10 protein-coding genes are annotated in these 13,927 nt (G+C 61.0%); 2 read left to right on the top strand and 8 right to left on the bottom strand.

The features are described from left to right. Positions 1 to 9: 9 nt before the first annotated feature. Positions 10 to 2,709 (top strand): two-component system sensor histidine kinase KdpD, encoded by a 2,700-nt coding sequence (gene kdpD / locus AC1MEE_RS12690; RefSeq protein ID WP_480416224.1) that lies wholly within the window; start codon positions 10 to 12, stop codon positions 2,707 to 2,709. Further along, on the top strand, positions 2,706 to 3,395 hold the full coding sequence (kdpE, locus tag AC1MEE_RS12685) for a two-component system response regulator KdpE (protein WP_480415671.1): 690 nt from the start codon (positions 2,706 to 2,708) through the stop codon (positions 3,393 to 3,395). The genes kdpD and kdpE overlap by 4 nt, the downstream gene beginning before the upstream one ends. A 12-nt stretch (positions 3,396 to 3,407) precedes the next feature. On the opposite strand, the gene AC1MEE_RS12680 is transcribed toward kdpE, so the two are convergent. From AC1MEE_RS12680 to AC1MEE_RS12645, 8 genes are read right to left on the bottom strand one after another with little or no spacing between them, the layout of a single operon-like run. Further along, positions 3,408 to 4,814: a lipid II flippase MurJ gene (locus tag AC1MEE_RS12680; RefSeq protein ID WP_480415670.1), complete on the bottom strand. Its 1,407-nt coding sequence runs from the start codon at positions 4,812 to 4,814 to the stop codon at positions 3,408 to 3,410. After that, on the bottom strand, positions 4,814 to 5,635 hold the full coding sequence (locus tag AC1MEE_RS12675; protein WP_480415669.1) for an acyltransferase: 822 nt from the start codon (positions 5,633 to 5,635) through the stop codon (positions 4,814 to 4,816). Before AC1MEE_RS12675 ends, AC1MEE_RS12680 begins: the two co-directional genes overlap by 1 nt. Then, positions 5,632 to 7,029, bottom strand: coding sequence for an O-antigen ligase family protein (locus AC1MEE_RS12670; RefSeq protein ID WP_480415668.1), 1,398 nt, complete (start codon positions 7,027 to 7,029; stop codon positions 5,632 to 5,634). Before AC1MEE_RS12670 ends, AC1MEE_RS12675 begins: the two co-directional genes overlap by 4 nt. Further along, on the bottom strand, positions 7,029 to 8,132 hold the full coding sequence (locus AC1MEE_RS12665; protein ID WP_480415667.1) for a glycosyltransferase family 4 protein: 1,104 nt from the start codon (positions 8,130 to 8,132) through the stop codon (positions 7,029 to 7,031). Before AC1MEE_RS12665 ends, AC1MEE_RS12670 begins: the two co-directional genes overlap by 1 nt. Further along, a complete protein-coding gene (locus tag AC1MEE_RS12660; RefSeq protein ID WP_480415666.1) occupies positions 8,123 to 9,337 on the bottom strand; it encodes a glycosyltransferase family 4 protein in 1,215 nt (404 codons plus the stop codon). Before AC1MEE_RS12660 ends, AC1MEE_RS12665 begins: the two co-directional genes overlap by 10 nt. A 25-nt stretch (positions 9,338 to 9,362) precedes the next feature. Then, positions 9,363 to 10,715, bottom strand: a complete 1,353-nt coding sequence (locus AC1MEE_RS12655; protein WP_480415665.1) for a cellulase family glycosylhydrolase — start codon at positions 10,713 to 10,715, stop codon at positions 9,363 to 9,365. Continuing rightward, entirely contained in the window at positions 10,712 to 11,893 is a 1,182-nt protein-coding gene (locus AC1MEE_RS12650; protein ID WP_480415664.1) for a glycosyltransferase, read from the bottom strand. The genes AC1MEE_RS12655 and AC1MEE_RS12650 overlap by 4 nt, the downstream gene beginning before the upstream one ends. Beyond that, positions 11,893 to 13,881 carry a GumC family protein gene (locus AC1MEE_RS12645; protein WP_480415663.1) on the bottom strand — a complete coding sequence of 663 codons (1,989 nt, stop codon included), beginning with the start codon at positions 13,879 to 13,881 and terminating at the stop codon, positions 11,893 to 11,895. The genes AC1MEE_RS12650 and AC1MEE_RS12645 overlap by 1 nt, the downstream gene beginning before the upstream one ends. Positions 13,882 to 13,927: the final 46 nt, after the last annotated feature.

The following is a 13,927-nucleotide window of genomic DNA, read 5'->3' as shown; positions in this document are numbered from 1 at the left end:
ACGGTGGCTCTGATGGACGAACGCCCTGACCCGGACCGACTGCTGGCGCAGATTCGCGAGGAAGAAGCGCAGGCAAAGCGTGGCCGGCTGAAGATTTTTTTTGGCGCGAGCGCCGGTGTTGGCAAGACTTACGCGATGCTTGCCGCTGCCCGTGCGGCGCAGGAGCAGGGTGTCGATGTCTTGATCGGTGTGGTCGAGACCCATGGTCGCGCCGAGACCCAGGCACTGGTCTCCGGGCTCGAACAGCTGGCACTGAAACAAGTCCTCTACAAGGAGCGCACGCTGACCGAATTCGATCTCGACGGCGCTCTTGAACGCAAACCAGCGCTGATCCTGATCGATGAACTGGCGCATTCCAATCTCGCTGGCTCCAGGCACCCAAAGCGCTGGCAGGATGTGGAAGAACTGCTCAATACCGGCATTGATGTCTGGTCGACGATGAACGTTCAACATCTCGAGAGTCTGAACGACATTGTCGGCGGTATCACCGGGATCCGGGTGTGGGAGACCGTGCCGGATCACGTGTTTGACAGTGCAGACGAGGTGGTCATCGTCGATTTGCCGCCCGATGATCTGCTGCAGCGTTTGAAGGAGGGCAAGGTGTACCTTGCGCATCAGGCCGAGCGCGCGGTGCAGAATTTCTTCCGCAAGGGCAACCTCATCGCGCTGCGAGAGTTGGCGCTACGCCGGACTGCCGACCGGGTCGATAACGAGATGCTGCAATACCGCCAAAGCGGTGCAGTGCAGCCCGTTTGGGGGACGCGCGACTCGCTGCTTGCCGGCGTCGGCCCCAACGAACACACAGAGAAGATCGTGCGCTCGACCGCGCGCCTGGCGGCCCAACTCAACGTGCCGTGGCACGCGGTGTATGTGGAGACGCCGGCATCGCAACGCCTGCCCGATATAACCCGTCGTCGTGTTTTGAGCGTCCTGAAGCTCGCTCAAGAGATGGGGGCACAGATTTCGACCTTGGCCGGCCAAGACATTGCTGAGGCCCTGGTCAAGTACGCACGGCAGCACAATCTCTCCAAAGTAGTGCTTGGCCGTGACGACACCCCGCGCCGTTGGCCTTGGCGACGGCTGCTGGCGGATCGTGTCGGTGAACTCGGCGCCGACCTGGATGTGGTTCAGATCCCACTCCCTGCGGCGCAACGGACACGACCCAAGGCGGCGGTCGCCGGGAACGAGAGTCGCGTAACCTGGCCGGCCTATGCCATGAGTGCTGTGATCTGTGCGGCTACCACCTTGCTCGCCACGCCACTGTTACGGGTGTTCGAACTGGCAAACATCGTGATGTTGTTCCTGCTCGCGGTCGTTGGCATCGCGGTTCGCTACGGCCGCGGTCCGGCTGTTCTCGCCGCATTCCTCTCGGTCGGTGCGTTCGACTTCTTCTTCGTGCCACCGCGTTTTTCGTTCGCCATCAGTGACGTCCAGTACTTGGTGACCTTCGGCGTCATGCTGGTTGTCGCATTGGTGATTGGCCAGATGACTGCCGGCCTGACCTACCAGGCGCGGGTTGCTCAACGACGCGAAGATCGCATACGAGCGCTGTATGAGATGTCCCGACAATTATCCGCAGCGCTAATGACCGAGCAAGTCGCCGAGATCGGGACGCGTTTCCTTGCAGACGAATTCAACGCACGATCGGCCTTGCTCGTCGCGGACGACAACGACAAACTGCAGGGGCCAATGACCTCTGGCGATGCGCCTGAGGTCGACTCTGCCATTGCCCAATGGTCCTTCGACAAAGTCGAGGCCGCCGGACAGGGAACCGATACGCTTCCGGCGAGCCCGGTACTCTATCTGCCACTGTCGGCACCGATGCGAGTGCGCGGAGTATTGGCGGTACAGCCGCGTGATGCCACTCGATTGGGCGTTCCGGAGCAGCGACGTCTGCTCGACACGTGCGCGTCGCTATTGGCCATCTCGCTCGAAAGAATCCATTACGTCAATGTCGCTCAGGACACCACGGTTCAGATGGAGTCGGAACGCCTGCGCAACTCGCTGCTCGCGGCGATCTCGCACGATCTGCGAACCCCCCTCGCGGCGATGGTCGGCTTGGCAGAGACCCTGACGCTGACCAAGCCTCCGTTGAGCGGCGAGCCGGTTGAGATCGCCCATGCGATACGTGAATCAGCGCTGCGCATGAACGTTCTGGTTAACAATCTGCTCGACATGGCGCGGCTCGAATCCGGTGCTGTTGAGCTGAATCTCCAGTGGCAGCCTCTGGAGGAAGTAGTGGGTAGCTCGCTGCGGGCCATTCGTCCGGCGTTGGGATCACGCCCCGTGCAGGTTGCGCTTCCTGAAGACCTGCCGCTGGTGAAAATCGACTCGGTTCTGATCGAACGCATACTCGTCAATTTGCTAGAGAATGCTGGCAAGTACACCCCTCCCGATACGCCCATCAGAATGGGTGCCGAGGCCAGCGGTGACACCGTTGAGTTATGGGTCGACGACTATGGTCCTGGAATACCGCGGGGGCACGAGGAAGCGATATTCAGCAAGTTCGAGCGCGGCAAAAAGGAAAGCGCGATACCAGGCGTCGGCCTGGGCCTTGCCATCAGCCGAGCCATCGCCCAGGCTCATGGAGGAGCGATTCGCGGCGTCACACGTCCGGATGGCGGTGCGCGCTTCACCCTGTGTTTGCCACGCGGAGAGCCACCGATCATCGAACCGCCGTCGGAGCAGACGGACGAGGGCCAACCATGAGCGAAACGGCGCTGCATGTCCTGATCGTCGAGGACGAAGCCGAAATCCGCCGCTTCGTGCGCATGGCGCTTCAGGCCGAGGGCCTGGTGGTGTACGAGGCAGACTCGCTTCAGCGCGGTCTTATCGAAGCCGGAACACGACGTCCCGACCTGATCGTGCTGGATCTCGGGCTGCCTGACGGCGATGGCGTCGACCTCATTCGCGACCTGCGGACCTGGTCGCACGTTCCGATTATTGTCTTGTCGGCGCGCAGTGCCGAGTCCGCCAAGATCCTTGCGCTGGATACCGGTGCCGATGACTATCTGGTGAAGCCGTTCGGTACCGGTGAACTGCTGGCGCGGGTCCGGGCCCAGTTGCGCCGGAGCACGAAGAGTGTTGAAGGCTCCTCGACCGTGACCTTTGGTGACGTCCGGATCGACATGGAGCGGCGCGTCGTGGAGCGCGCTGGCGTCCCCGTACATCTGACGCCATTGGAGTACCGCCTGCTGATTCATTTGTGCGCCCATCCGGACCGCGTACTGACCCATCTTCAATTGCTCAAAGCGGTCTGGGGACCTATGCATGGAACAGACACGCAGTATCTGCGAGTGTTCATGGGTGGTCTGCGCAAGAAGATCGAAGCTGACCCGTCGCAGCCACGTCACCTGGTCACCGAGACCGGTGTTGGCTACCGTTTTCTTCCTTGAGCGTGTTGTGGCTCACCTTTTCCATGGCTTGAACCAGAGTCCAAGACCGAGCAATGCCAGCACGCCTGCCACGCTGCTCAGACCCAGTTGCAGCCACAAGTCGCGCAGAGGATGCAGCAGCAAGGCCGCCAGGCTCAGCAGCACAATGCTGGCGCCCCATTGCATCGGCCAGGCCAGCCGTGCGAACAACTGTTGGCGCTGCATGAGCAACAGATTGGTGAGGATCACTCCCCCCAACGCTGCCAATGGGATCCCGCGCAAGCCGAGGGTGGCGGGTAACAGGGCGAGCAGGGCGGCGTTGAACAGACTTCCGAGCAACTCACAGTGCAGCGGCATTCGGGTGTCGCCAGCGGCATAGGAGTAACGCGCCAACATGGCATTCCATGCGCCGAATATCAGCGGCGTGGCGAACCATCCAAGCAGCTCCGGCAGTGGACCGCCAGCGGCCTGCGCGGGCAATAGCAGTCGTATGAGTGCCGGGCTGGCGCCAATCAGGCCCAGGGAGGCAGGCAGGCTCAGCAGGGTCGAGGCGTCCAGGCCGCGTCGCAGCAACGCTAGGCGCTGCTCGCCGTGTTCACCGCTCATCAATCCGAGCAGCACCTGGTTGAGGCTCATCAATGCGATCATCGGCAAGTTGATCAGCTTGCGTGCCAGGTTGACCCAGGTCACTGCGCCTGCGCCGAGGTAGCTGGCGATCAGCCGTTCCAGCAGGGCCAGCCCCTGGCTCGCCAGATTGCTGACCAACAGCGGCCCGATGCGCTCGAGCAGCTCTCGCCCGGCCAGCGCTTCGCCACGCATTCGCCAAGGCCGCCAGCCGGATTGCCAGATCGGGGGTAACAAGGGCAGGCACATCAGCAGGCTGCCGACAAAACAGGCCATCGACAACTCGGTGCTGACGCTGGCCTGGCCACGAAAAAACAGATAGAGCACGGGCGGAAGATTGAACAGCAACGAGCCAAGCCCAGGCAGGACGAAGCGTTGTCGGGCCTGCAGGGGGATGCTGAACAACCCATGGATGACCAGGCCTGGAGCGCTGGCCGCCAACCAGTGCAGGTTGGCGGTGGCCTGGGCTTGCGCATCGATGTCGAGCCCGGGGCCAATCAGCCGCACCCACAGGGGGGCACCCAATGCCAGCAGGGCATACAGCGCCAGACCAAGGCCCAGCAGACGCGGTGTCAGGCCGGCGAGCCAGGCGCGTCGATGCTCATCGTCGCGTTGTTGATAGAGCGGCAGGGCCGCCGCGGCGAGCAGGCCACCGGCGAGCGTCATGCGCAGTGCTTCGGGGATGAACACCGCAACCAGAAACGCGTCGCTGCGGCTGCCCGCGCCCCAGGCCGCCACCAGTAGCCATTCGCGAGCGAAACCCGCGACCAGACCGGCCAAGGTCGCCAGGGTCAGCCAAAGGGTACTGCCGAACATCAGTAAAACAGGGTGAGCAGGCCTTTGCCGCCCACCTTGTAGTTCAGGTCGTGTGGGCGTTCACCCATGAGTTTGGCGCCGCTTCCGCCGACGATCTTGTAAGGTGCGATGCTTTTCGCCACCAGGGTATTGGCGGTCACTACCGCGCCACGACCGATGCGCAATCCGTGGCCGATCATTGCGCGACTGGCGATCCAGACGTAGTCATCAATGTAGACCGGACCGGCGATCGACCAAAACTCTGGTGCGGTGAGGTCGTGGCTGCCGGCGAGTATCAGCACATGGGAGGCGATCGCCACGTGGTCGCCGATCACCACGCCAGCGCGGGCATCGATCTGGCAATGCCAGGCAATCACGCTGTCCACGCCGATCACCAGATTCTCGACACCGAGGACTTCGGTGTTGCGCCAGATACTCGAACCTTTGCCGATTTTTGCGCCGCCCAGGCGCAGCCAGGCCAGGCGCACATGATGGCTGGGAATCTTGTTGATGAGGATGTTGTAGGTCTGCTCCCAGGCGCGTAGCCAGCGATCTTTGAGGGTCACCCAGTTTTTGCCGTAGAGCGGCACCAGGGTGCATGGAAGATCTTGCTTCAAACGGTGGTATAGGCGCCGCGCCAGGGGGTGTTCGATGCGCCGCTCCAGATCCAGAGACGAAATGCTGTAGCGCGCCTGTTCGCCTTCTCCATCCTCGAACAGCACATTGTTGGCCAGACCCCAGGCATAGGCCGCCTGCAGGTCTTCCACGTTGACCCCCAGTTCGCCGGCGAGGGTCGGCAGGCGCTGGGGTAGATCTGAAGAGTGAATGACTCGGTGTTTCATCGTCGAGTATCCTTGGGCACTATATAGGGGAGAGTGATCGCCGGGTTCAGGCGGACCTGCTGCAAACTGAGGCCCATCAGCAGCCAGAACAGCCCGATAAGTACGAAAGTGAAACTGAAGTAGTGGTCGAATATCCCGGTCAACAGCGCTGCCAGAATCCCGGCCATATAGCCCAGCCATAACGAATTTTCGCGGGTGATCTTACGGATTTCCCCGATCGGCCGAATTTCACGCCACCAGAGCAGCGTGACGCTGATGAACAGCAGCATGCCCGGAATACCGATCTTGTAGACAACGTTCAGCCACAGGTTGGAGATGCCCGGCAGTCCGCTCCCCGCCACCGGCGGTTCTACCTTGAAACCGATTCCCAGCGGATAGCGTGCCATGACCTCAGGGAACCGCGCGTACTCAGTGAAGCGTATTTCGGTACTGGCATTGGTGGCGGAAAATATGGTCATCAGGCGTGTCTGCAGGGGCGGATAGAACAGCACCAGGGCCACTGTGAGCGCGATGCCGATGCCGATTAACCGACCGCTATAGGGCACCCGCCTGGAGGTCAGCCAGATGAGCACCAGTGCCAGGGCGAGAATTGCCCCGCGAGAAATGCTCAGCAACAGGCCGACGCAGCCGAGCACCGCAACCGCAATACCGAGGGCGCGGCGCAGCCCCGATCGCGTCAAGCCATAAAGCAGCGCCATGGGAAGGAATAACACCAGGACGCCGCCGGTGACATTCGGATGTATCCAAGGCGAAGCCATACGCTGGTAGTTGCCCGAAAAGTTGTCCCGTATCGCTTCCGGGTGGGCGTACTTGAGGTCGGTGAGAATCGGGATCATCGACAACGCGTTGGGCGACTTGAGGAATATGAAGATCGACAGCAGCAGCATGGCCAGGTTGCCCAGCAGTAAAGCGATGACCAGCCGATCACGGTCGGTATCAGTGCGCAATAACAGCGGCACCAAAAACAGCAAAGACAAGTTCATCATCCAGCGCACCCAGTTCACCGGACCGTTGCCTTCGGCGCGGATAACGATCATGCCGGCCACGAAGGGGATTACGCTGAACAACATCAACCAGCCCAGGGCACGCTCGGTAGGCTGCCACTGCACAAAACCGCGGGTCTTGCCGATGAAGGATTGCCAGAATACACCTGCCCACGTCAGCCCCAGTACTGCTTCGCAGAGGGTGGTCCGGATGCCGAGCTCCAGCGTGGTGTAGGGAATGCTGGTGGCCAGTACGGCAAAGATAAGCAAGCCCCAGAGAGGCTTGCGCATTAACGTCAACGCCGCAGCGAAGCCCGCGGCAACCAGGATGACTTTCGCCGGCGAGAGCGTCCAGAGCAGCGCACCGAACAGCAGGCCAAGCAGGACGCCGACGAATTTTCCTGGCAGCATTAGCGATGTAACTCCTTGAGTAAGGCGTCCAGGCGCTGACGGTAGGTCGGCTCGGCGAATTGGCGTGCCCAGACGCGCAGCGGTTCCGGATCGGGCACTGCATCGGATTGCGCCAGCTCAATCATCGCGGTCTTGAGCTGGGTGGCATCATGCGGGTCGAAACGCCGCGCCGAATGGGGTGCCACTTCGTCCAGAGACGAGCCCCGGGCAACCGCCACCGGCGTACCCACGCTCAGTGCCTCGACCACTGGCATGCCGAAGCCTTCTGCATAAGACGGATGCCAGAGGCACTCGGCATTGGCGTACAAGGCCTGCAACTGTGGCTCCTCCAGGTCGCTGATCCAATGCAATCCCGGCAGCTCGGCCAGTGCAGACGGCACATCGGCGGCATGACCCACTATCACCAACTCGGGCACGTGTGGGTTTTGCAGACGACAGGCATGCCAGTTCTCGATGAAAAACACGACGTTCTTGCGCGGCTCGCGGCTACCCACCACTAGCCAGTAGCGGGCGGGCGTGCCGCTGGGTAGCTCACCCGGCGCTTCGCGGTATTCGGGTACCAGGTGGTTAAACACTCGAAGCTTCGCCTTGGCCCAGGGGAACAGCCGGGCGGCTTCGTTGCGGGTAAATTGTGATGGGCACCAGACCTGATCGGCGATCCACATCGACCAGGCGATGGAGGCCGCGTCGATGACCCGATACGCCAGCGCGATGAATCGCGAGCGATGGTAATTGTGCTGGGTCAGTTGAAACAGATCATGCAGGACCAGCACATAACGCGTGCCAGCCGGCTTGCGTCCGATAGGCAAACCCATATTGGCGGTGGCGATGAACAAGTCGATGGCTTGTCGGTGCATCTGCGCTGGAAGAAATTTGCCCTCGAAGCGCAGGCGCATTTGCGGTCTTTGCAGGCCCAGCACTGGGCTGTACCACTCCGGACAGTGTGCCTTCTGACGGTGCGGGTGATCCAGCGGGGCGTCGCTGAACAGCACCAGCTCAGTGTCGGCGCGCTGCAGCAGCGCCTGCTCGAGCCCTTGGATCTGGCGGGAGATGCCAGACCAGGGGGAGATCGTCGTGGCGCGATAATCGATGCCTATGCGCATGCTTGATTCTCCTGATGCGACTGCCATGAGCGGTAGAGGCTCTCCAGTTCATTGGCGGCAATTTCCCAGTCGTGATGACTGCGGGCATAGTCTCGGGCGGCTTTGGCCAGGCTCGCCGCCAGTGTCGGCTCGGCGAGCAGGCGCAAAACGGCGTCGGCCAGGGTTTCGGCGCTTTCGCCTGCCAGATAATGTTCGTCGGGCGTGACGGCAAGGCCAGAGGCGCCTTGCCCGGTACTCACCAGCGGCAGGCCGGCGGCCATGGCTTCCAGCACTTTAAGCTTGGAACCGCCGCCTTGACGAAGCGGTGCGATAAACACCGCGCAACGGCTTTGCAAGGCACGCAGGTCAGGGACAAAACCGAGCCATTCAATACGGCTGTCGGGCCAGCGCTCATGCCATGTTTCAGGCAACGCATAACCCACCACCGCCATGCGAGCGCCGGGGCAGTTTTCCCAGACCCGGGGGAATATGTCATCGAGTAGCCATTGCACCGCATCCACGTTGGGGGCGTATTCGTAGTTGCCGACGAACAGCACGCGCATGCTCTGCGGGTCTGGCAGGATTTCGCGAAAGCTGCGGCTGTCGACGCCGTTGACCACCACTTTCACCGGCGTCGCCGTCAGGTTGCGCATGGCCTGGGCGTCGGCCTCGGTGACCGCGATGATTTGTCTGGCGGTGTCAAAAGCCTTGGATTCCCAGCGCTTGTAGCGTCGTTGATCGTAACGTACGAACGCATCTGTCCAACGCGGGAAGCGGCCATAGGTGGCGCCGCCCACGCTTGATTCCAGGTTGGTTTCGGTCAGAAAAAACCCCTTCGCTTGATGGATCAAGGGTTCGAGATAGGGTTGCAGGCTGTAGCTGTGTTCGATCTGAATCACATCCCAGGGCTCAAGCAGCAGTTCGTTGAACTGTTGGCGCAACGCCCGTGACAGGCCATTGACCGTTGCCAGCAGCGGCCATGGCGCAAACAGCGCGGCGAGCAGCGTCAACGGGTGCTTGAGCGGGCGCCGTGGCAACACCACCAGGCGTTCGAGCAGGGGATCGAGGGCAGCACGCGTCTGCGCATCGACCGCAGTCTTTGATTGCACCAATAACGTAATACGGTGGCCCCGTTCGCTTAGCGCACGCAGCAAGTGAAATTGTCGGGTCTTTCCGCCGCTGGTCATTGGCCAGGGCAGGTAGGGCAGGATCCAGAGAATCTTCAAGTGCTGCGCTCCATGCCTGGGCTTGCTACCACACCAGGATTTGCAAGGTTGATTTAACGATCGGCTGAATGCCATCGCTGCCCTGAAGCGTTGTATGTTTTCCGGTAAGGGGGTCGTAAAGCTCGGCCTCGGGAACCTCTGGCAGCGTCAATGTGGTACCGCTGGCGCTCCAGAACATCCACAGGTGCTTACCGTCCGCTCGCGTCCAGGCCACGCTGTAAAGCGTGTTCGGTGCGCCGCTCAGGACCGGCGTCGTTCCAGGTGTCAGGGTCGGTCCGGTAATCTCGAGAAACCGTGCAAGTGCCTGATACACCGGCTTCGGCTCGCCGTTGAGATCAAGCAGGCCGTAATCTCGGTCACGCACCGTAGCGCGTTTGTCGAGATCGGAAAGCGCGAACAGGAATATCCGCTGATAATCCTGGGTGCTCATCAACGCCAGGCGGCGCAGGGTGTAATCGGCCTGGCCATCGCGACCGATGATGTCCTGCAGTTCCTTGGGGCCGGAGTAACTCGACCAGCCCCATTCAGTGGCCCAGACATCGGTGATGCCGGCGTCATGCAGCACGTTGTTGAGCTGGTTGCCGCGCAACAGCACTTCATTCTTGCCGGGTTCGTCGGTTTCCGGGGTCATCGAGTAAGGGTGGTAAGCCGCCACCGCGCCCAGTGTCTGGACACCATGTCGACCGAGCGCCTCGAACATCAGGGCACCGCCATGGGTGGGCATTTGGCTGTAAAAAGCCATGCCTCCGATCACTTGGGTCTTGTCCGGGGCCGCGACACGCAGGGCCTGGGTGGTCGCCAGCAGCAGCCGACCGTAGGCGTCGGGATCTACGTTGGGGCGCCAGTTGTTGGGCAGGTTCTGTTCGTTCCAGATCTGCCAGGCGTCTATGTTCGGGTAACGACTGGCCAGCATCGCCATGCTTTGGGCATACACCGCAGGGTCCCGTGGCGGGTATTGGTCCTGGAACGGCGCACCGACGGGTGCGGTCGTGCTGAAGGGTGCTGAGCCGACCATATAGAACAAGGACTTGAGCTTCGAGGCGGTGAGCGTCTGGTTCAACTGGTCAAGCTCGTCCAGCCGGTAGTGGCCCTCGGTGGGCTCAATGAGATTCCAGTGCAGATCGACACGCACCCATTCGAGCCCGAGCTTTTGGTACTGGCTGATCTGCTTCTGGTACTGCTCGGGGGTGAACCACAAAAGATGCGCATTGACCCCCAGGAAATCTTTCCAGACCAGGGTCTTTTGGGGGGCGAGGTTCACCGGGGTGGCATCAGCCGATTCGCTTGGCAGCAATACACTGGATAGAGCCAGCATCGCCACGACAGGTGAGTAGCGCAGCAGTGGGCGAAGACCACCAAACAGGGCGCGCAGGGTCATTGAGCCAGCCCTCCACAGGCGGCATTGAACAGGTCGGCAAACCGCCTGGCCGTTTCCGGCCACTGCCGTTGTTGGCCGATGTTGTTGGCCTTGGCCGCCCATTGACGGGCCAGTTGGGGATCAAGCACTAGGCGCGTCAGGCAGTTGCTCAGCGCCTCGACGTTTCCCTGTGGGTAAGTGATCCCGTTGCCGCCAGCGACTTCTTCTGCGAAGGCGCGCGCATCCGAGGTGATCACGCCGCGACCGCAAGCATTGGCCCAGGACAGGGCGCTGCTGGTGCTGCGCATTGCGCCTAGCCAGCCGAGCTTTTTCGATTCGCGGTAGGGCAATACCATCACATGGTGAGCCTGGATGGTGCTGGCGATGTCATCGGAAGGCAGATTCAGCTGCCAGTCCACCGCGTCTTCAAGCTTCAATTCGTGAATTCGTCGACGCAATCCGGTCAGGTAGTTGCCCGCCGGGTCGGACTTCATGTCTGGCGCGGCTCCGCCAGCGAGCGTGAGGCGTACATGACCCACGCATTGAGGGTTGCTCGTGAGGGTTTGCGCGAAGGCTTGCAGCAGGTCTTCAATACCCTTGCCTCGGTAGATGAAGCCAAAGTACAACAGGCGCAATGGCTCCGGCACCGGCAAGGCAACTGCCGGAATGGGCAGATTGCCGATGGCAATCACCGCCACCTGGTCGGCGCGCAGGCCCATGCGCTGGCGCAGGCAGTCGGCGCCAAGGCGGGTCAGGGTGATCAGGCGGCTCATATGTCTGGCCAATTGGCGTTCTTCATACAGGGTCAGCGGGTCGGCGAGCAGCGCCGCCGCCTGAGGCAGAGGGTGCGGCAGACGCTCAAGCAGGGTCAATGGCCAGAACAATCTTGCGCGATGCCAGATCAGCCGTTCTGGATCATGCACAGTGGCGGTCAACGGCAGTCGCGGTAGCTGCCGGCTGAGGTAGGTCAAGGCCTGGAACTCGCCAAAGCGCCCGCCGCCGAGCTCGGCATGCACGAGGTCGACGCTGGTCCAATCGAACGCTTGCAAACGGTTTCGCTGCTCGACCGGGTCATGACAGCCTGCAAGTGGGGTGACCACTTCGATCCCGATCCCCCGCAGCGCGTTCCTGAAATGCGCGGCGTAGTCGGCGATGCCGGTTTGATCCGGTGGCAATGGAGCCAGCAGCGCGATCCGCATCAGGCCGCTCCATGCCATTGGTTGATCCATGCAAGGACGTTGGCTGGCACTTCGAAGCGACGACGGTTGAGAATAATCCCATCGACTTTCTTGAACGCGGTGAGCAGCAGTGAAAGGGCGTTCTCGATCATCGGCACGGTACTGGTACGCGCCTCAATCACCAGGGCGATCAGGTCGGCGCGGCGCAGGATCAGAAATGCTTCCTGATTGGACAGCAACGCCGAGGCGTCCAACAGCAACACTTCACCAGGCAGCGCCGGGCCGACGGTGTTCAGCTTGACGGTGTGGCCACGCTCCTGGAGCAGTCGGTGCAATTGCTGGATGATAAAACTGACGCCTTCACCGTGCCGCGCCGAGGTCAAGCCAATCGCCAATCCTTCGGTTTCGATACGCTCGATCGGCAACAAGCCGTAAATCCGGTAGATGCTCGCGGTCAGCTGGTTGTTGCTTGCGGGTGTTCTGTCCTCGATGTCCGGCACGCTGCCCCACAGTGGCACGTGGAAAATCTCTTGCAGGCGCGCACCATCGTGGATGCGCTGGTCCAACAGGTAGCAGACATAAATGGTCAGCAAGCCCACCGCGATGCCGGCGGGAATCGCAAACAGCAGAATCATCAGGCTCTTGGGGAAAACCCGTGTCGGGTTAAAGGTGGCCAGTTCAATCAGTGCGATGTTGCTGATCTGGCTGGTATCCAGCGCCTGGTCGATACGTGCCTGTTCGAGGTTCTCGGAATACAGCGCGAAACTTTTTTCAGCGGTAGTCAGTTGCAGCGTGAGGCGGTTGAGTTCGGGCTCATCGGTCATCACTTGGTCCCGATCCTGGCGCAGTCCAGCCAGGGTTTGGTCATAACCACCGATTTGCCCGGTCAATTGCTGTTCTTGCAATTCGGCATCGATGATCTGTTGCTTGACGTTCATGGCGAGGCTGTTAGGCGCAGAGTTCTGCGCGCGCTCCAGACGTGTCGCCGCCTTGTCGCTCAACGCTTCCAGGTCGCTGATGTTCTGTTCTATCTCTTGTACCGTTTTGGCTTCTGGCAGATAGGTACGCAAAAGACGTGCGCGCTCGACTTGCAGCGTATTGAGCTGGCGTTTGAGGTCGAGCTGAGTAGGGTTGAGACTGGTCTCGCGGGAAGTGACCATTTCCATTGGCTGATTTCTGAGTTGATCGTGGGCGCTGTTCAGAAAGTTCCAGAGGCCAGCCAACTGATTCAGTGCGTGGACCCTGGCGTCGGTAATCCGATCGATTTGGTTGGTCAGGTTCTTCAGCCGCGCCTCAACGCTGACCGAGTCGATCTGTTTCAAGCGGCCCTGCAACTGTTGCCTGAGGGTTTGAATCTGGTTGGCGACCTTGTTGCTCTCGGTTTCATAGAAGGCATAGAGGCTTTTGCGGCCTAGCGCGCGAGCCCGCTCCTCAAGGTAAGCGTTGACCCAGGTCTCGACGACTTTCTGAGCGATGACCGGGTCATCCCAGGTAAAGCTGATTTCGATCACCGAAGAGCCGACTTCATGGCTGGCGGTAAAGTTCTTTTCCAACAGGCTCGCCAGGCGTTCGAGGTCGCTTTGCTCTTCGAGGATACCGAACAGCTGCAAGAGGCTACGCACGGCTTCGATCACTGCGCCTTCGGCTTTCTTGATGTAGAACTTGATGGTTTTCCAGACACCTTGCGGCGATGTATTCGCCATCTCCAGGTAGCGCTCGGCGACCAGGTGCACGATGGGGCGACCGGTGAGCATCTTCTCTTCATCGACGATCGGGTCATGCTGGGTGCCCGAGGCAACCAGGGGCTGTCGACTACCGGCCTCGATAGGCACCGTGGTGCTTTCGCGACCGGGCTTGACCAGCAGTCGCGCATTGGACTCGTAACGCGCCGGCAAGAGGAACGCGCCCAATACGGCGATCACGATGGTGGTGATCAACGCCAGTTTGAACTCACGGCGGAAGATGAAAAACAACCGCAGCAGGTCGCGTAGGGAACGTATTTCGATCACAGGCTCACTCCGTTGATAATGCGGTGAAAACTGACCAGAGAAGGCA

It is taken from the genome of Pseudomonas sp. ASL3 (genome assembly GCF_056680425.1).
This window is presented reverse-complemented; position numbering and strand designations above follow the sequence as displayed.